At 64.7% G+C, this 17,352-nt stretch carries 16 protein-coding genes and 1 pseudogene; 14 read left to right on the top strand and 3 right to left on the bottom strand.

Features of this window, described 5'->3' with window-relative positions; genetic code table 11:
* Window positions 1-2: 2 nt before the first annotated feature.
* The 12 genes and pseudogenes from HV670_RS02625 (at window position 3) to HV670_RS02570 (ending at window position 13,202) form a co-directional block, all read left to right on the top strand.
* The gene (locus HV670_RS02625; protein WP_175103091.1) at window positions 3-512 is read left to right on the top strand and encodes a chemotaxis protein CheW; all 510 of its coding nucleotides are present in this window, start codon (window positions 3-5) and stop codon (window positions 510-512) included.
* A 210-nt stretch (window positions 513-722) separates the two neighbouring features.
* Window positions 723-2,060: pseudogene (locus HV670_RS02620) on the top strand (methyl-accepting chemotaxis protein); the annotation flags it as partial.
* 64 nt (window positions 2,061-2,124) lie between these two features.
* Window positions 2,125-3,099 (top strand): CheR family methyltransferase, encoded by a 975-nt coding sequence (locus tag HV670_RS02615; RefSeq protein ID WP_175103089.1) that lies wholly within the window; start codon window positions 2,125-2,127, stop codon window positions 3,097-3,099.
* Window positions 3,096-3,875 (top strand): chemoreceptor glutamine deamidase CheD, encoded by a 780-nt coding sequence (cheD, locus tag HV670_RS02610; RefSeq protein ID WP_175103088.1) that lies wholly within the window; start codon window positions 3,096-3,098, stop codon window positions 3,873-3,875. Before HV670_RS02615 ends, cheD begins: the two co-directional genes overlap by 4 nt.
* The gene (locus tag HV670_RS02605; RefSeq protein ID WP_175103087.1) at window positions 3,872-4,960 is read left to right on the top strand and encodes a protein-glutamate methylesterase/protein-glutamine glutaminase; all 1,089 of its coding nucleotides are present in this window, start codon (window positions 3,872-3,874) and stop codon (window positions 4,958-4,960) included. Before cheD ends, HV670_RS02605 begins: the two co-directional genes overlap by 4 nt.
* A gap of 36 nt (window positions 4,961-4,996) precedes the next feature.
* A complete protein-coding gene (cheY, locus tag HV670_RS02600) occupies window positions 4,997-5,395 on the top strand; it encodes a chemotaxis response regulator CheY (protein ID WP_175103086.1) in 399 nt (132 codons plus the stop codon).
* Window positions 5,396-5,402: 7 nt separating this feature from the next.
* Window positions 5,403-6,092: a protein phosphatase CheZ gene (cheZ, locus tag HV670_RS02595; RefSeq protein WP_175103085.1), complete on the top strand. Its 690-nt coding sequence runs from the start codon at window positions 5,403-5,405 to the stop codon at window positions 6,090-6,092.
* A gap of 169 nt (window positions 6,093-6,261) precedes the next feature.
* A complete protein-coding gene (gene flhB / locus HV670_RS02590; RefSeq protein WP_246256933.1) occupies window positions 6,262-7,413 on the top strand; it encodes a flagellar biosynthesis protein FlhB in 1,152 nt (383 codons plus the stop codon).
* Window positions 7,410-9,506, top strand: a complete 2,097-nt coding sequence (flhA, locus tag HV670_RS02585; protein ID WP_175103083.1) for a flagellar biosynthesis protein FlhA — start codon at window positions 7,410-7,412, stop codon at window positions 9,504-9,506. The genes flhB and flhA overlap by 4 nt, the downstream gene beginning before the upstream one ends.
* On the top strand, window positions 9,503-11,614 hold the full coding sequence (gene flhF / locus HV670_RS02580) for a flagellar biosynthesis GTPase FlhF (protein WP_175103082.1): 2,112 nt from the start codon (window positions 9,503-9,505) through the stop codon (window positions 11,612-11,614). The genes flhA and flhF overlap by 4 nt, the downstream gene beginning before the upstream one ends.
* Window positions 11,607-12,452 (top strand): MinD/ParA family ATP-binding protein, encoded by an 846-nt coding sequence (locus tag HV670_RS02575; RefSeq protein ID WP_175103081.1) that lies wholly within the window; start codon window positions 11,607-11,609, stop codon window positions 12,450-12,452. Before flhF ends, HV670_RS02575 begins: the two co-directional genes overlap by 8 nt.
* A 15-nt stretch (window positions 12,453-12,467) precedes the next feature.
* The gene (locus tag HV670_RS02570; protein WP_175103080.1) at window positions 12,468-13,202 is read left to right on the top strand and encodes an RNA polymerase sigma factor FliA; all 735 of its coding nucleotides are present in this window, start codon (window positions 12,468-12,470) and stop codon (window positions 13,200-13,202) included.
* 235 nt (window positions 13,203-13,437) lie between these two features.
* Here HV670_RS02570 and HV670_RS02565 read toward each other — a convergent pair whose 3' ends face one another.
* From HV670_RS02565 to flgA, 3 genes are all read right to left on the bottom strand, one after another.
* On the bottom strand, window positions 13,438-13,884 hold the full coding sequence (locus tag HV670_RS02565; RefSeq protein ID WP_175103079.1) for a flagella synthesis protein FlgN: 447 nt from the start codon (window positions 13,882-13,884) through the stop codon (window positions 13,438-13,440).
* A gap of 73 nt (window positions 13,885-13,957) precedes the next feature.
* Window positions 13,958-14,293, bottom strand: a complete 336-nt coding sequence (gene flgM, locus HV670_RS02560; protein WP_217478352.1) for a flagellar biosynthesis anti-sigma factor FlgM — start codon at window positions 14,291-14,293, stop codon at window positions 13,958-13,960.
* Window positions 14,294-14,450: 157 nt separating this feature from the next.
* Window positions 14,451-16,115 (bottom strand): flagellar basal body P-ring formation chaperone FlgA, encoded by a 1,665-nt coding sequence (gene flgA, locus HV670_RS02555; protein ID WP_175103077.1) that lies wholly within the window; start codon window positions 16,113-16,115, stop codon window positions 14,451-14,453.
* Between the two features lie 290 nt (window positions 16,116-16,405).
* Here flgA and flgB point away from each other — a divergent pair, with 290 nt between their 5' ends.
* Window positions 16,406-16,843 carry a flagellar basal body rod protein FlgB gene (flgB, locus tag HV670_RS02550; protein WP_175103076.1) on the top strand — a complete coding sequence of 146 codons (438 nt, stop codon included), beginning with the start codon at window positions 16,406-16,408 and terminating at the stop codon, window positions 16,841-16,843.
* A gap of 82 nt (window positions 16,844-16,925) precedes the next feature.
* Window positions 16,926-17,348: a flagellar basal body rod protein FlgC gene (flgC, locus tag HV670_RS02545; RefSeq protein ID WP_175103075.1), complete on the top strand. Its 423-nt coding sequence runs from the start codon at window positions 16,926-16,928 to the stop codon at window positions 17,346-17,348.
* Window positions 17,349-17,352: the final 4 nt, after the last annotated feature.

Below are 17,352 nucleotides of genomic sequence, written 5' to 3'. Positions count from 1 at the left end.
ACATGGCAGACATCAAGTCAATGAGCACCGCCCGCGGGCGTGCACAGGAAGCCGAAGCAGCCGGACAGGAATTCCTGGTGTTCGCGCTTGGCTCGGAAGAATACGGGATCGACATCCTCAAGGTGCAGGAGATCCGCGGCTACGACACCGTGACCCGGATCGCGAATGCGCCCGAGTTCGTCAAGGGCGTGATCAACCTGCGCGGCATCATCGTGCCGATCGTCGACATGCGCATCAAGTTCAACCTGGGCCGGGTCGAATACGACCACCAGACCGTCGTGATCATCCTGAACGTTGCCAGCCGCGTGGTCGGCATGGTGGTCGACGGCGTGTCGGACGTGCTGACGCTGACCAACGACGAGATCAAGCCGGCGCCCGAATTCGGTTCGACGCTGAACACCGAATTCCTGACGGGACTCGGCACGGTCGAAGGCCGCATGCTGATCCTGATGGACATCGAGAAACTGATGACCAGCGAAGAAATGGCGTTGATGGAAAACGTCGTTGCCTGACCCCGCACGTGGTCGAGCTCCGCGACGTAGCCCAACCCCTGCTCGAACCGACCTTTGCGGTCATGAGAAAGTACTATGTTTAAAAACCTGACGATTCGAATGAGCCTCACGCTCGCACTGGCGGTGATCGCCGTGCTGTCCGTGGCGGGGGGCTGGGCGGACCTCGCACTGACCCTCAGCGGCAATGGCGTGGGCAAGAACTATTTCAGCTCGGGCGTGACCGTTGCCACGTTGATCGTGCTGGTCGTGATCTACGCGATCCTCAGAAGCAAGGTCGTGCAGCCGCTCGAAGCGTGTGCGGCCTTCTGTGAACGCATCGCGTCGGGCGACCTGACCCTGCGTGTCGAAGCGAACAGCACGGACGAGATCGGCCGCCTGCTCGGGGCGATCCGCAAGCTGCGTGACGGCCTGACCCTCACGATGCGCTCGGCGCGTGCCGGTGCCGACTCGATCGATCTGGGCGCTCGCGAGATCGCGAGCGGCAACACCGACTTGTCAGCGCGCACCGAACAGCAGGCCGCTTCGCTGCAGGAAACCGCCTCGAGCATGGAGCAGCTGACCACGACCGTGCGTCAGAACGCGGACAATGCGCGCCAGGCGAGCCAGCTCGCCGTGAGCGCATCGGGCATCGCCTCGCAGGGTGGCGAAGTCGTCGGTCAGGTCGTGAGCACGATGGAAGCGATTTCCACGAGCTCGCGCAAGGTCGCCGACATCATCGGCGTGATCGAGGGCATTGCCTTCCAGACCAATATCCTCGCGCTGAACGCCGCCGTCGAAGCGGCGCGCGCGGGTGAACAGGGCCGCGGCTTCGCCGTGGTCGCCGGTGAAGTCCGTACGCTCGCCCAGCGCAGCGCGGCGGCGGCGAAGGAAATCAAGGACCTGATCGGCGATTCGGCCGACAAGGTCGCGAGCGGTTCCGAACTCGTCGGTCGTGCCGGACGCACGATGTCCGACATCGTGCAGGCCGTGCAACGCGTGACTGACATCATGGGTGAGATCAGCGCCGCCTCCGAAGAGCAGAGCGGTGGCATCGAGCAGGTCAACCGCGCGGTCACGCAGATGGACAACGTGACTCAGCAGAACGCCGCGCTCGTCGAGCAGTCCGCCGCGGCAGCAGGTTCGCTCGAAGACCATACGCGTGCACTGAAGGATGTGCTCGCGACCTGGAGGATCGAAGGCGGTGAGAGCAGCTCGCGCGTAACGGCGCTCGCCCCGCTGAGCGCAACGACTTCGATCGGCACCCAGACTCGTGCGCCGGTGAAGCCCACGCTTCCCGCGCAGGCTGCGCCGCGCCGCCTGGCCGATCGACCGGCCGCCGCCCGTCCGCCGGTGCTCGGCAAGCCGAAGCTCGCGGGCAGGAAGGAACGTCCCGTGCCGGCACTGCAACTGCCGACGGGAGCCGATGCACGCCACGCCCAGTCCTCGGCGGGCGAAGCCAAACACGAGCCTCAGCTGTCCGAAGCCAGCCCCGGGAACGCGCCGCGCGCACGCCGGTCGGCGCCCGCCCCGGTGTCGAGCGGCAACGATAGCGACTGGGAAACATTCTGAAGCAGGACGAAGTCGGCTCGCACAATGAAGTCCGCAGGTAAGCACCGCGAGTCAGGAGAGCAATATGGAAGCGCGCCAGTTGCAACGCAATGAACCAGTGGAATCGGGCCTGCCCGAGCACGAGCGCGACTTCGTCTTCACGAATCAGGACTTTTCGCGAATTCGTGCCCTGATCCACCAGGTCGCCGGCATTTCCCTGTCCGACCACAAGCGCGACATGGTCTACAGCCGGCTCGCGCGGCGTCTGCGCGCGCGCTCGATGACCGTGTTCAGCGAATACCTCGACTATCTCGAACGCAGCCGCGACGAAGCCGAGTGGGAAGCGTTCACCAATGCGCTGACCACCAACCTGACCTCGTTCTTTCGCGAGGCCCATCATTTTCCGATCCTCGCCGAGTTCGCCGCGCAGCGCAAATCGCCCCTGTCGGTCTGGTGCTGTGCCGCCTCGACCGGCGAGGAGCCGTATTCGATCGCGATGACCTTGCAGGAAGCCCTTGGCGCCGGCGCGCGGAACGCCACGATCCTCGCGACCGACATCGATACCCAGGTGCTCGCGAAGGCCGATGCCGGCGTCTACTCGCTCGAGCAGGGCAAGAACCTGTCGCCGGAACGCTTGCGCCGCTTTTTTCTCAAGGGCACCGGCGCGCACGCCGGTCACATGAAAGTGCGGCCCGAGCTCAAGCAGATGCTGAAGTTCGCGCGGCTCAATCTGCATGACGACAACTGGCCGGTGCAGGGTCCGTTCGACGTGATCTTCTGCCGCAATGTCATGATCTATTTCGACAAGCCTACCCAGGGCCGGATCCTCGAGCGTTTCGTCTCGCTGATGAAGCCCGACGCGCTACTGTTTGCCGGGCACTCCGAGAATTTCACCTACGTGTCGCAATCGTTCCGCCTGCGCGGACAGACCGTGTACGAACTGGCGAGCCGCGGCGGCGAGGCGCGCGCCGGCGCACGTGGGACACGGGGCAAGGGCGAAGCCGGGGTCGAAGCCGCTTCCCACACAACGGCCGGCCCGGTACGTGAGGAGGCATCATGAGCGGCGGACTTCCAATAGCGAACAACCGCTACTTCGACAACAACTTCCAGCGTCCTGGCGTCAAGCTGCTGCCCAATGAGTTCTTCGTCACGCGCGAAGACATGGTGCTGGCAACCGTGCTCGGCTCATGCGTGGCGGCCTGCATCCAGGACCCGGTCGCCGGCATCGGCGGCATGAACCACTTCATGCTGCCCGACGACGGCGCCGACTCCTCGCGAGCGACGTCCGACTCGATGCGCTATGGCGCCTACGCGATGGAGGTTTTGCTCAACGAACTGATCAAGGGCGGTGCGCGGCGAGAACGGCTCGAAGCGAAGGTATTCGGTGGCGCCGCCGTGCTTGCGGCGATGACCACGCTCAATATCGGCGACCGCAATTCCGAGTTCGTACGCCGCTATCTCGCACTCGAAAGAGTGCGCATCACCGCCGAAGACTTGCAGGGCCAGCATCCGCGCAAAGTCTGTTTCATGCCCGCGACCGGGCAGGTGATGGTCAAGAAACTGCGCGCCGCACACGAGACGCAAGTGAGCGAACTCGAACACCGGCTGGCGCGCGAGATGCGCGAACGCCGTGCCGAACGCAGCCGCGAGCGCGTCGAGCTGTTCGCCAAACCGGCCCGTCCGGGTTCGACCGAACCCGGAGCCGTGCGGACCGACGCAGGCCGCCCGAAGGTCGAACTGTTCGGTCGGCCGGCGAGCACTGGGACCGCGGCCGGCATGGGCCGCGGAGAAGCGCAGGGTACGCCCACGCAAGGCAAGACGATGGAGGAGGCGTGAGCGCCCAAAGCAAAATCAAGGTTCTGTGCGTGGATGATTCCGCACTGGTCCGCAGCCTGATGAGTGAAATCATCAAAAGCCAGCCCGACATGATGGTCTGCGCAACCGCGCCGGACCCGCTCGTCGCGCGCGACCTGATCAAACAACACAATCCCGACGTCCTGACACTCGACGTTGAAATGCCGCGCATGGACGGTCTCGATTTCCTCGAGAAGCTCATGCGCTTGCGTCCGATGCCCGTGCTCATGGTGTCCTCGCTGACCGAGCGCGGTTCCGAAATCACTCTGCGCGCGCTCGAACTCGGCGCGGTCGACTTCGTGACCAAGCCGAGGGTCGGCATCCGTGACGGCATGCTCGAGTACACCGAGATGATCGCCGATAAGATCCGCGCCGCCTCGCGAGCGCGGGTCCGGCAGGCTGCCGCGCATTCGCACGGTGCCGCGCCGGCGGCCCAGGGCCCGGTCGCGATGGTGCGCAACCCGCTGATCTCGACCGAGAAGCTCATCATCATCGGAGCCTCGACGGGAGGGACCGAGGCGATTCGCGAAGTCCTGGTGCCGTTGCCGCCCGACGCGCCGGGGGTGCTGATCACACAGCACATGCCGGCGGGGTTTACGCGGTCGTTCGCACAGCGCCTCAACGGCCTGTGCCGGATCACCGTCAAGGAAGCCGACCATGGCGAGCGCGTGTTGCCCGGTCACGCGTATATCGCACCTGGCGATCGTCACCTGTCGCTTGGCCGCAGTGGTGCCAACTATGTGGCGCTGCTCGACGACGGGCCGCCGGTGAACCGGCATCGTCCGTCGGTCGACGTGCTGTTCCGGTCTGCGGCGATGCACGCGGGCAAGAATGCGATCGGGGTGATCCTGACGGGCATGGGCAAGGACGGTGCGGCGGGATTGGTGGAAATGCGTCGGGCGGGCGCCCACACTTTCGCCCAGGACGAGGCGAGCTGCATCGTCTTCGGCATGCCGCGGGAAGCAATAGCAGCAGGAGGGGCGGACGAAGTCGTGCCGCTGAACGAAATGTGCGGGCGCGTAATGACACGCCTCGCGGGAATGGGCGAGCGAGCGCATCGCGTCTAGGCGAGAAGCTCCGTCAACGGAAAAATGGGAGTAGAGATGGTAGACAAGAACATGAGGATTCTGGTGGTTGACGACTTTCCGACGATGCGTCGGATTGTGCGCAATCTCCTGAAAGAGTTGGGCTTTTCGAATGTCGACGAGGCCGAGGACGGCGCGGCGGGCCTGGCCAAGCTCAAGGCTGGCGGTTTCGAGTTCGTCGTGTCCGACTGGAACATGCCGAACATGGATGGCCTGACGATGCTCAAGGAAATCCGCGCGGACGCGGCACTCGCGGGCCTGCCGGTGCTGATGGTGACGGCCGAGGCGAAGAAGGAAAACATCATTGCCGCTGCGCAGGCAGGTGCCAATGGCTATGTGGTGAAGCCGTTTACGGCTGCCACGCTCGACGAGAAGCTGCAGAAGATTCTCGACAAGATGGCCAAGGAAGGGACGTGAGGCGGATATGGACAAGACTTCCCAAATCGAAGCCATCGTCGCTGCGGAGCCCGAGGACTCGCACGACAAACTCGTAAGCCGCATTGGCCAGCTCACCCGCATGCTGCGCGACAGCATGCGGGAGCTCGGTCTGGACAAGCAGGTGGAGCGGGCGGCCGAGGCGATTCCTGACGCGCGAGACCGTCTCAAGTACGTGGCTAACATGACGGAGCAGGCGGCGGAGCGTGCGTTGAACGCGATCGAGGTCGCCAAGCCGATGCAGGAACGCATGCGCGCCGAGGCTCTTGGGCTCGACGGCCGTTGGGAGAACTGGTACCAAGCCCCGCTGTCGCTGGACGACGCGCGCGCGCTCGTCGTCGACACCCGGGCCTTTATCACCCGAGTGCCGGGCGATGCCGAGGCGACCAGCAGCCAGCTCATGGAGATCATGCTCGCGCAGGACTTCCAGGATCTGACGGGCCAGGTGATCAAGAAGATCATGGACGTGGTCTACAACATCGAGCAGCAGCTCCTCGCCGTCCTGCTCGAGAACATCTCGCCCGAGCGCCGCGCCGAACTGATCGCCGTCGTATCCGGCGTGGGCATCGGGGGGCAGGACAGCCTGATGAACGGCCCGCAAGTGAACACCGAGGGCCGCAGCGACGTGGTGACCGATCAGGGGCAGGTGGATGATCTGTTGACGAGCCTGGGCTTCTGAGGCTGCGCTCTTGTCTGTTGCTTCGGGGCTTGTTTTCTAAGCCCGAGACTCGCCCCGATCGCACGAAATACGCCGGTTTCCCCCTCTTGCTCGCCAGATCATGGCTTGACCCTATTCGTAATAATCCTTCCCACTGACGTTCCTCTGAACGTAAGGCGTGGAGAAGGAAGTGGCTGAAGAAAGCGATCTCGAGAAAACTGAACCCGCTACCTCGCGGCGCCTCGAAAAGGCCCGCGAAGAAGGCCAGATCGCGCGCTCGCGCGAACTCTCGACGTTCGCCCTGTTGGCGGTGGGCTTCGGGGTCACCTACGCGAATGTCGGCTCGATTATCGATCATCTCCAGATTGTCCTGCGCGATGCGCTGACTTTCGATCGCAGTTTTGTGTTCGAAAGCTCGCGCATGCTGCCCAAGGCGGGAGTGGCGATGGCGAATGGCGCGATCGCGATCGCGCCGGTGATCGTCGCGCTCTACCTCGCTGCGATTCTTTCGCCGATGGCGCTTGGCGGTTGGCTGCTCACGACCACGACGCTCGCGCCCAATTTCGCGCGCCTGGACCCGATCGCGGGTCTCGGCAAGATGTTTTCCATGAACAGTCTCGTGCAGCTGCTGATGTCGATGGCCAAGTGCGTGCTGGTCGGCGGGGTGGCCTTCTGGGCGATCCTGCGCAGCCAGGGGGCGGTGCTGCAGTTGTTTTCGGAGCCGCTTCACGTTGCCATGACCGAGGGCGCGAAGCTGGTGATCGGGACGATCGGCTTCGTGGTGGGCGCGATGTTGCTGCTGGTCTGCGCCGACGTGCCGTGGCAACTCTCCAGCCACGCCAAGAAGCTCCGCATGACCAAGGAAGAGGTCAAGCGCGAGTTCAAGGAAAGCGAAGGGGACCCGCACATCAAGGGCAAGATCCGCGCGCAGCAGCGCGCGATCGCCCGGCGCCGCATGATGGCCAATGTGCCGCAGGCGGATGTGATCGTGACGAACCCGACTCACTTCGCGGTCGCACTCAAGTACTCGGATGGAGAGATGCGCGCGCCGAAAGTCGTCGCCAAGGGCATGGATCTGGTCGCCGCCCGTATTCGCGAAATCGGCGCGGAACACCATATTCCGACGCTCGAGGCGCCGCCGCTCGCGCGGGCGTTGTTCTATCACGTCGACCTGAATCGGGAGATTCCGGGCGCGCTCTACGGCGCGGTCGCGGAAGTGCTCGCCTGGGTCTTTCAGTTGCGCCGCTGGTCAGCAGAGGGAGCGATTGGCGCTCCCGCACCCGCGGCGCCCGTCGACCTCGACGTGCCCGCTGAACTCGACAAGCATGGGAGTGTTGCATGACGCCACGGGGCAACGCGATCAAGCTGCCGTCAGCCATGATCGGCGCCAACACGAAGGCCCTCGCGGGTCCGGTGCTGATCGTCATGATTCTCGGCATGATGATCTTGCCGCTGCCGGCGTTCATGCTCGACCTGCTGTTCACGTTCAATATCGCGCTGTCGATCATGGTGCTGTTGGTCAGCATGTACACGAGGCAGCCGCTCGACTTTGCCTCGTTTCCGAGTGTGCTGCTGTTCTCGACGCTGCTGCGGCTCTCGCTCAACGTGGCCTCCACGCGGGTCGTGCTGCTCGAAGGGCACACGGGTCCGGATGCGGCGGGCCGGGTCATCGAATCGTTCGGGCACTTTCTCGTCGGTGGCAATTTCGCGGTCGGGATTGTGGTGTTCGTGATTCTGATGGTCATCAACTTCATGGTGATCACGAAGGGTGCGGGGCGTATCGCGGAAGTCTCGGCGCGCTTCACGCTTGATGCGATGCCGGGCAAGCAGATGGCGATCGACGCTGACTTGAACGCGGGCATGATCAATGAGGATCAGGCGCGCAAGCGGCGTTCGGATGTGTCGCAGGAAGCGGAGTTCTACGGTTCGATGGACGGCGCGAGCAAGTTCGTGCGCGGCGATGCGATCGCCGGTCTGTTGATCATGGTCATCAATATCATCGGCGGGCTGATCGTCGGTGTGCTTCAGCACGGCATGCCGCTTGCGCTCGCGGCAAAGAACTACACGCTGCTGACGATCGGTGACGGCCTCGTCGCGCAGATTCCGTCGCTGGTCATTTCGACGGCGGCGGGTGTGATTGTTTCGCGTGTCGCGACAGATGAAGACGTCGGCACGCAGATGGTCGACCAGCTGTTTACAAATCCGCGGGTGCTGGGGATCACGGGCGGCATTCTGGTGATCATGGGCCTGATTCCGGGTATGCCGAATCTGGTGTTCCTGACGCTCGGCGGAGGGTTGATCTACGGTGCCCGCGCGCTTCGCCAGCGTGCGGCGGCTCAGCTGAAGAAGTCGTCGGCCGTGGTGCCGATCGCGCCGCCCGTAGGCGCTGAAGCGCCTGAAGCGAGCTGGGACGATGTGACGCTGGTGGACTCGCTCGGTCTGGAGGTGGGCTATCGGCTGATTCCTCTGGTCGACCGCACGCAGGACGGTGAGTTGCTCAAGCGTATCAAGGGCATTCGCAAGAAGTTTGCGCAGGAAATCGGCTTTCTGCCGCCGGTGGTCCATATTCGCGACAACCTGGAGTTGCGTCCCAACAGCTATCGGATCGCGCTCAATGGTGTCGAAATGGGCGCGGGCGATGCGTATCCTGGTCAGTGGCTCGCGATCAATCCGGGGCAGGTTTCGGCGCAGCTGCCGGGTGCGCAGACGCGCGATCCGGCCTTCGGCCTGCCGGCTGTCTGGATCGACCAGCATATGCGGGATCAGGCGCAGGTCTACGGTTACACGGTGGTCGACGCGAGCACGGTGGTCGCGACTCACCTGAACCATCTGGTGGTCACGCATGCGGGCGAGCTGCTCGGACGTCAGGAAGTGACGGCACTGCTCGAACGCATCGGCAAGGAATCGCCGAAGCTCGTCGAAGACCTGGTGCCGAAGACGCTGCCCCTCACGACGCTGCAGAAGGTGCTGCAGGGTCTGCTCGAGGAAGGGGTGCCGATCCGCGACATGCGCACGATTCTCGATGCGATTGCGGACAACGCGCCTCGCGTGTCGGATGCCAACGACCTGATGGCGATGGTGCGTCTGGCGCTGGGACGCGCCATCACTCAGCAATGGTTCCCGGGTACCGGGGAAATGCACGTGATCGGCCTCGAGGGTTCGCTCGAGCGCCTGCTGTCGCAGGCGCTCGCGGCGAGCCCGAACCCGGGTCTCGAACCGGGTCTGGCGGGCACGTTGATGAAACAGACTGAAGCGGCCATCAACCGCCAACAGACGCTGGGCAATCCTCCGGTGCTGCTGGTGCAACACGCGCTGCGCGCGATGCTCGCGCGCTTCCTGCGGCGTAGTTTGCCGCATCTGAAAGTTCTGTCGTACGCCGAGGTTCCTGATACGCGGACCATCAAGGTGACGACGTTGATCGGAGGTCAAGCTTGAAGATCCGCAAATTCATCGCCGGCTCGTCCCGCGAAGCCCTCCGTCTCGTACGCGAAGCACTCGGCGACGATGCCGTCGTCCTGTCGAATCGTGCGATCGAAGGGGGCGTGGAACTCGTGGCACTCGCCGAAGGTGAACTCGCCTCGCTCGCCTCGCCCACGGACGACAGTGAGCGCCGTGCACAGCGTGCGGCACGCCGCGAACAGGGATTGGGCGCAGGTCCGAGATCGATGCCTGCCGGCTCGGCCTCGGCTGCATCCGGTGGCGTCCCAGGGGCATCGGGTGGCATGAAGCAGCGCGGCGCAGGTGCTCAGGGTGGCGCGCCGGGAATTGCCGCGGGCATGCCGCCGAGCGTGCTGCCGGCTGGCCCCGCACATCAGCAACAGACTGCCTCCGCGCAACAGGCCGCGGCTCCGGCGGCCTACCTGAGCGCGCACAGTCCGCAAGGTCTTGCCGCGCAAAATGCGCAGCTCAGTGGCGCTTTGTTCGCGGGTGAGAACTACGACACGCTTTCGGCCACGGCCTACACTGCGCCGGGAACGGACCCGCAGCAGAGCGATGTGTTCGGCGGCGCGGCACTCGGTCGCGGAGCGCCGCTGCCTGGCAGCTTCGACGAACGTCTTTCGCAAGTGGTGCCGCAGCAGCAGGCGACTTCGTATGACGGGGTCGGTTACCCGAGCGGACTGCCCGATCCCTTTGCTGCGACCTTCGGTCAGCCGGCCGAGTCGTCGGCGGCACCGGCGGGCACGGTGGGTCCCGCGTACGAAGAGGATGCGTCGACGGCTGAAGACGACGAGCATGCGGATCCGCTTGCTCGTGCACTTGCCGCGCGTAAGGCGCTCGCAAGCATGAATCAGCATGTGGTACCGCTGACGGCCTCCGAAGCGGCGAGCAAGGGGCTGGGCCGTGCGGTGGCTGCGCGAGAGGAAGCCGTAGAGCGCGCGCCATCCTCGTTCGCGTTCGAACCGGTTCAGGCTGAAGATCCGCCTTTCATTCATCGTGCTCATTCAGCTGACGATGCGACTGCGCAAGCGAGCGACAACACCCGAAAGGACACGCCGGAAGCCGATGGTCAGGCTTCGCAGTTGCAGGAGGCGATGCTGGAGCGTGTGACGACGTCGGTGCTCGGCGAGCTTCATGCGATGCGGGGTGCGCTCGAGGAACAGCTCGCGAGTCTCCAGTGGTCGGACCGCCAGCGCCGCCACCCGGTGCGCAACCAGATGGCGAAGACGCTGCTGTCCACAGGGTTCTCGGCGCAGTTCACCAATCTGCTGATCGACCGCATCCCCAACACGCTGCAGGAGCATACGCAGGCGCTCGACTGGGCGAAGGCCGCGATCGAACGCAATCTGCCGGTGCTCGACGACGAGGACGCGATGATGGAGCGCGGCGGTGTCTACGCGCTCATGGGGCCGACGGGCGTGGGCAAGACGACGACGACGGCAAAGCTCGCGGCGCGCTGTGTGATGCGCTTCGGTGCGGAGCGTGTCGCGCTGCTCACGACGGACAGCTACCGGATCGGTGCGCATGAGCAGCTGCGCATCTACGGCAAGATCCTCGGCGTCTCGGTTCATGCGGTCAAGGACGCAGCCGATCTCAAGCTCACGCTCGACGAGCTGCGCAACAAACACATCGTGCTGATCGACACGATCGGCATGAGTCAGCGCGATCGCGCGCTGACCGAACAGGTCGCGATGCTCTGTGGCACGGGGCGGCCGGTGCAACGGCTGCTGCTGCTCAATGCGACGAGTCACGGAGATACGCTGAACGAGGTGGTCCACGCCTATCGCAGCAGCGGCGGTAGTCACTCGGCGGGCGGTCTTCCGGACCTGACGGGCTGCATCCTGACCAAGCTCGATGAGGCGACCAACATCGGCGCGGTGCTCGACACCGTGATCCGGTACCGGCTGCCGGTGCACTACGTGTCGACGGGGCAGAAGGTCCCCGAGAACCTGTATGTCGCGCGCAAGCCGTTTCTGATGAAGAGTGCGTTTTGCATCCCCCGTGAGAGCTCGCCTTTCACGCCGATGGACGACGATTTCCCGGTTGTGATGAGTGGTACTCAAGCACGTTCGACTGCTGAATTGAGTGAGGTTCGCTTTGGATAAGCATGTCCTGGATCAGGCAGAAGGTCTGCGTCGTCTTCTGGCTCGCGAAGCACCGCGACTGGTGGCGCTGGTGGGGGGCGACGAACAGGCGGGCACCAGCAGTGCCGTGATCAACCTTGCGGCCGCGCTTGCGCGGCAGGGCAAGGACGTGTTGGTGATCGACGAGCATTGTGATGCGAAGTCGCTTGCGCGAGCGGTCGGCATCGAGACGCCGCGCACGATCGCGGATGTCGCGGCGGGTATGCCGCTCGACGAGGTGGCGGCGCGCTACTACGAGCGCGTGCGGGTGCTGGCCGCGCCGCCGAGCGCCATGGTCGGGGTGCGTCCGGACGATCTGCTCGAGGCGCTCAACGACGGGGTCGACGTGGTGCTCATCGACGCACGGCTGAACGCCGATGGCGCGCTCTCGCCGCTTGCGATGCAGGCGCACGACGTGGTCGTCGTGATGCGCGCGAATGCGCAGTCCATCACGGGCGCGTATGCGTGCGTGAAGCGCTTGCATTTCGCGCATGCGATCCACCAGTTCCGCGTGCTGATCAACGGTGTGACGAGTGCGAGCGATGCATACGGCGTGTATCAGAACCTGACGGCCGTCGGCAGTCGCTATCTCGCGGTGTCGTTCTCGCCTGCCGGTGCGGTGTCGCTCGACGTGCGTCTTGCACGCGCGGCGCTGCTCGGACGCAGTGTGGTGGAAGCGTTCCCGGCCGCACCCGCCACGCTGGATTTCCGGCGTATCGCGGTCGACTTGCTGCATTGGCCGTCGCGGCCGGCCGATCCGGCCGCGACGCGCAGAACGACGACCCGTCCGGCCCCCGCGCCAGTGGCGTCAGCCGTTTGAATCGGAGGGGTACAGATGTACACCGCTCAAGGGAAGGTCACGCAATCCGAGGTGCTCACGCAGTACGCACCGCTGGTGCGTCGGCTCGCGTTGCAACTGGTCGCCAAGCTGCCCGCCAGCGTCGATCTCGACGACCTGATCCAGGCCGGCATGATCGGCCTGCTCGATGCGGCGGGGCGCTACAAGGAAGACCAGGGCGCGCAGTTCGAGACGTATGCGAGTCAGCGTATCCGCGGTGCGATGCTCGACGAGCTGCGCAGCAACGACTGGCTGCCGCGCAGTCTGCGCAAGACGTCGCGCGAGGTCGAGCAGGCCGTGCATGAGGTCGAGCAACGGGTCGGCCGTGCACCGAGTGAAACGGAGATCGCCGCGCATATGGCGATGCCACTTGGCGACTACCAGGGCATGCTCCAGGATCTGCATGGCAGCCAGTTGATCTACTACGAGGATTTCGATCGAGGCGGTGACGACGAACCGTTTCTCGATCGCCATTGCGTCGATCACACGGATCCGTTGTCGGCGCTGCTCGACGACAATCTGCGCAGCGCGCTGATCGAAGCGATCGACCGGCTTCCGGATCGCGAGAAGCTGCTGATGAGTCTCTACTACGAGCGGGGCCTGAACCTGCGCGAGATCGGCGCGGTCATGGAGGTCAGCGAATCCCGCGTGTGCCAGTTGCATTCGCAGGCGGTCACCCGGCTGCGCGCACGGTTGCGCGAGCAGTCCTGGACCACCGCGCCTTCGAACTGATCGGATATAAGCCGGCCGCCTGACCCAGCAGCGGGGCGGGCTCGTACTAAGCCTTCCAAATGGGGGTGGGCCGGTGCCCGCTGCAAGTTCGGCAAGCCGACAAAAGGCGTCGCTGCGAAAGCAGTGACGCCTTTTTGTTGTCGATTACCGGTGCGGTGCGAACGGAAAGATACATTCGCGGGCTCGCTTGCGCAGAGCCCGCTACAGGCGGTGTCGCGAAATGTTCAGCGGCCGCTCAGCGCGACTGCATCGACATCGGCAGACGGCCATCGGGGCCGTAGATGGCCGGCGCGCCGGCCGCCAGGCGCAGGGCGATCAGCGCCTGATGGTTATAGTCCATCCGGGTCTTGATCAGCAGGCCGTTGGTCACGTTGCGCGCACGCGCACGTTCGGCTTGCGTCAACAGGCGCTTCCACGCATCAGCGAGGGAACTGTCGGCACCGATCGCGGCAACCATGCCGTCCCGGCTCGCCGGAAAACCCAGGTCGGCCAGCGCGGCTTCGCGCTGCTTGCCGTAGGAGGTCAGTTTCTCGGTCAGTTCGGTCTTGCGTTCGACGATGGCCGGCAGAATCGCCATCAGATTGCCGTCGATCAACGCAGCCTCTTCTTGCTCGAGAACTTGGGTGAAGTCTTCGACGGCAACGAGCTCGTCTTGCAGGGCGTCCAGCAGTGCAGTGGTCATTTAATGTGCTCCGTGATGGGTGCAAAGGGCCTCAGGGGCACCTCGCACGCGGCGGATCACATGACCCGCCGGGTTACGACGTTTTCAAAAAACTGCGGACCGAATCGATCAGGCCGTCGGCGATCTTGCCGGTATCGATCGGCAACTGGTTCTTGCTGATCGCGTCCTTGATCTGATTGACCGTATTCGTATCGATGTCGCCCACACCGGTACCGCCGCTGCGCAGCGTCGACGACAGGGGCGACAGGTTCACTTCGTCGCCTCCCGACGAGGTGCCGGGCGCCGAAGCCTGCGGGGCCGGTGCCGTGGCGGTTGGCGCACGTTCGGCGCTGTCCTTGGCGTTGCCGATACCCGCTGTATTCTTGCTGGCAGAGGAATCGATTTTCACGATGTTTTTCCAGGTTTCCATGACTTGTTCTTTTTAACGGCAGTGCCGTCTTGAACTTGAGTCCGACCCGGTTGCACCGAGGTTCAATCCGCTTGGGAAGGCGCCTCCCTTTTTAGGAAAGTCCTTGTTGGACAAAGACTTATCCTGTGAACCCGTGAATTTGTTACCAGATGTAGCCTCACATCGGGATTTGAACGACGCCCTTACCCGAGGCGGTTCCGACCACCATTTGTCCGCCGCTCATCTTGACGCGCACCTGTTGCCCGGGGCTCGCATTGTTCATCGCATTGCCATCCGCGCTGATCGAAAAGCCGTCGCCTTGGGCGATGACCTTGACGGTCTGGCCAAGCTGGATCGCCTGAGGCGAGCGGATCAGGTCGCTGCGCAACGGAAAGCCGGCCGAAATCCGGTTTTCGGCGACTGCGCCGACAACCTGCGACGGGTCGGTCACGATCGCACGTGGCATGACCGACAGGTCGCCTTCGCGCGGCACGAGATCAACCATCTGGATCACGTCGCCGGGGCTGATCGAGCGGCCCGCGACGTAGTAGGTCGCCTGCACCGAAACGCGTGCGAGCGCATAGATCGTCCACGGCTTCTCGCCCGTGCAGCGCACGCCTACTGTCGTGCGGCCCCACATCGGCGCACCCGGCGCCATGAAAGCCTGGAGGTTGTCGCAGGCGGCGAGGCCGCGTGGCGCGATCGGCGCGATCGTGAGCGTGACGCGGCCCGGCAGGCCGGCGGCCTGCTGGCGCAGGAAATCTTCGGCGGTCTTCATGATCACCGTTGGATCCTGCTTGCCCGGCTGGGTCGACGCCGCGGCGGCGAGCGCGACCACGGCAGGCGGCGCGGCGACGGTGACGGAGTGCGCGATCGGTGGCGCATTGGCCGGCACGGTGGTCGCGACATTGACCGCTATGTTCCTCGCGCTCCTGCTCTGGGCTTGTGCGACGTTGCTCGCGATTGTCACCGGCTGGACCGTATCGCGTGCGCCCGCTGCGGGATCGGTTGCCGGCGTGTTGACGACAACTGATTCCAGGCGCGAACCCGCCGGCTTCACGGCGCCGAGGATCGGACCGGCCGGAATGGTCTGCAAAGCGGGCATCGAGCGTGCGGTCGGCGCACCGGCGAGTGAGAGGGTGCGGTTTGGCGCGGCCCCGGCCGCTGCGCCTGGCGCCGCGGCATCCTGCCCAAGTTCCGTCGCGGCCTGCTTCTGAAGCTGGAGAAGTGCCGAGCGCGGCGCCGCAGCTTCGGTACTGTGCTCTGCGAGCTGTGCGGAGACGGCCGGGTGAAGGCGAGGCTCGCCCTCTGTTCTGGTCGCTTCGGTGGGGGCTGTCGGCCGTGTGTCGCGTGTCGCGGCATTCGCTGCCGGAGCGACAGCCGAAGTCGGCGCGGAATTGGCGAACTGGCTCGAAAGCCGATCCGCTGCCGGATTGATCGTAGCGACGTTCACGTCGCCGCGACTGTTCTGAATCGGGCGGGGTGCTTGACTGAGGGCCGACGCCTGCGCGCCAGCTTCGCCATTGCCGGGGATCACGATCTGCGCATTGCGTGCCGCGTTCTCGAAGACCGCATCGGCATCGACCGCCCGCGCGGGCGCCGCCATGCCGTGTGGTGATCCCGCCGATGACATGCCTTGCGATGTTCCCGGGAGCTTTCCCGGCGCGGCACCGTGAGGCGCGCCGGCGGCCGGCTCTCCATTGCCGGGAATCATGATCATCCCGTCGGGTGAATCTTGTCCCGCCGCGGCCTGTGCGGAGGCGGCCAGCGGCAGCAGCATCGAGAGCGGCAGCAGCAAGGCGCGCGCGAGCACCCCGGCGTACCGCGCCGCGGTGCTGCTCATCGACTCGCTCCGTCTGGACATATCCGTTCTCCACTGGGCGGGGCCCGCTCCGGGTTGGAGGAACCCGCACCGGTCCGCTGACTTGACCACGAGGCAGATTCTAGAACCGCGTCTGCCGCTGAATACGTGGAATTGAAGGCCGCTTTCCCGCCTGTTCATCCGATTGACCATTGCGCACGGCACCTAAGATGCCTGTCATGCGGAAAGCCCCCTTTCGGGAGGGCAGACCGCGCGACACAGTTGCCCACAGTTGCCAATTGCCCGCGAGGGCCGAGGCGATGGAGACCAGGATGATCGACCAACTCGATGCGGCTTTCAAATTCGGACAGGAAGCACTGAACCTGCGCGGCTACCGCCAGCAGGTGCTGTCCTCGAATATCGCGAACGCGGATACCCCCGGGTACGAGGCGCGCGATTTGGATTTCGCGTCCACGCTCACGACGGCGCTCAAGAAGGGCGGCCACGATGAATCGGGCAAGAGCGGCCTCGAGCTCGTGACGACCGATGCCGGCCATATCGCAGGGCAGGCACCCGGTACCAGCGGCGCCGATGCGTACGGCAGGCTCGCCTATCGCAATCCGCTGCAGCCGAGCCTCGACGGCAATACGGTCGACCTCGACACGGAGCGCGTGAATTTCGCGGACAACGCACTGCACTACGAGACAGGCATGACGGTGCTGTCGGGTCAGATCAAGACCATGATCGCGGCGATCACGCCGGGCACCTGATCCAGCAGCACCCGCAGCCGGCGCCGCCAGCCGCGTGGCACCGTTCATCGCAATCCAGGACATTTAACCAAGGGGCGCATCCATGCCTTCGATGATGAGCATTTTCGACGTGGCCGGTTCGGCGCTGAGCGCGGAATCGCAGCGCCTCAACGTCACCGCCTCGAACCTCGCGAACGCCAACAGTACGACCGGCCCCGACGGGCAGCCATACCGGGCCAAGCAAGTGGTCTTCCAGGTCAAGCCGATCGGCGGGCGCACGAGTTCCGGCCAGCAGGTCGGCGGCGTGTCGGTGCGCAACGTGATCGACGATCCGAGCCCGATGAAGATGATCTACGACCCGACCGACCCTTCGGCCAACGCCGACGGTTATGTGACCAAGCCGAACGTGAATCCGGTTAACGAGATGGTCAACATGATTTCGGCGTCGCGCTCGTATCAGGCCAACGTCGAGACGCTGAACACGGCCAAGACCCTGATGTTGAAGACCCTGACGATCGGCACCTGAGAGA

It is taken from the genome of Pararobbsia alpina (genome assembly GCF_902859895.1).
Classification (GTDB): Bacteria; Pseudomonadota; Gammaproteobacteria; order Burkholderiales; family Burkholderiaceae; genus Pararobbsia; species Pararobbsia alpina.
The sequence above is the reverse complement of the archived record's forward strand: the minus strand, read 5'-3'. Positions and strand labels throughout refer to the sequence as shown.

Bases quoted from the DNA above. Each gene is read 5' to 3' on its own strand.
- HV670_RS02570 (WP_175103080.1), top strand. From the start codon at position 12,468: ATGTACACCGCTCAAGGGAAGGTCACGCAATCCGAGGTGCTCACGCAG.
- cheY (WP_175103086.1), top strand. From the start codon at position 4,997: ATGGTAGACAAGAACATGAGGATTCTGGTGGTTGACGACTTTCCGACG.
- cheD (WP_175103088.1), top strand. From the start codon at position 3,096: ATGAGCGGCGGACTTCCAATAGCGAACAACCGCTACTTCGACAACAAC.
- cheZ (WP_175103085.1), top strand. From the start codon at position 5,403: ATGGACAAGACTTCCCAAATCGAAGCCATCGTCGCTGCGGAGCCCGAG.
- flgA (WP_175103077.1), bottom strand. From the start codon at position 16,115: ATGAGCAGCACCGCGGCGCGGTACGCCGGGGTGCTCGCGCGCGCCTTG.
- flgB (WP_175103076.1), top strand. From the start codon at position 16,406: ATGATCGACCAACTCGATGCGGCTTTCAAATTCGGACAGGAAGCACTG.
- HV670_RS02565 (WP_175103079.1), bottom strand. From the start codon at position 13,884: ATGACCACTGCACTGCTGGACGCCCTGCAAGACGAGCTCGTTGCCGTC.
- flgC (WP_175103075.1), top strand. From the start codon at position 16,926: ATGCCTTCGATGATGAGCATTTTCGACGTGGCCGGTTCGGCGCTGAGC.
- HV670_RS02615 (WP_175103089.1), top strand. From the start codon at position 2,125: ATGGAAGCGCGCCAGTTGCAACGCAATGAACCAGTGGAATCGGGCCTG.
- HV670_RS02625 (WP_175103091.1), top strand. From the start codon at position 3: ATGGCAGACATCAAGTCAATGAGCACCGCCCGCGGGCGTGCACAGGAA.
- flhA (WP_175103083.1), top strand. From the start codon at position 7,410: ATGACGCCACGGGGCAACGCGATCAAGCTGCCGTCAGCCATGATCGGC.
- flgM (WP_217478352.1), bottom strand. From the start codon at position 14,293: ATGGAAACCTGGAAAAACATCGTGAAAATCGATTCCTCTGCCAGCAAG.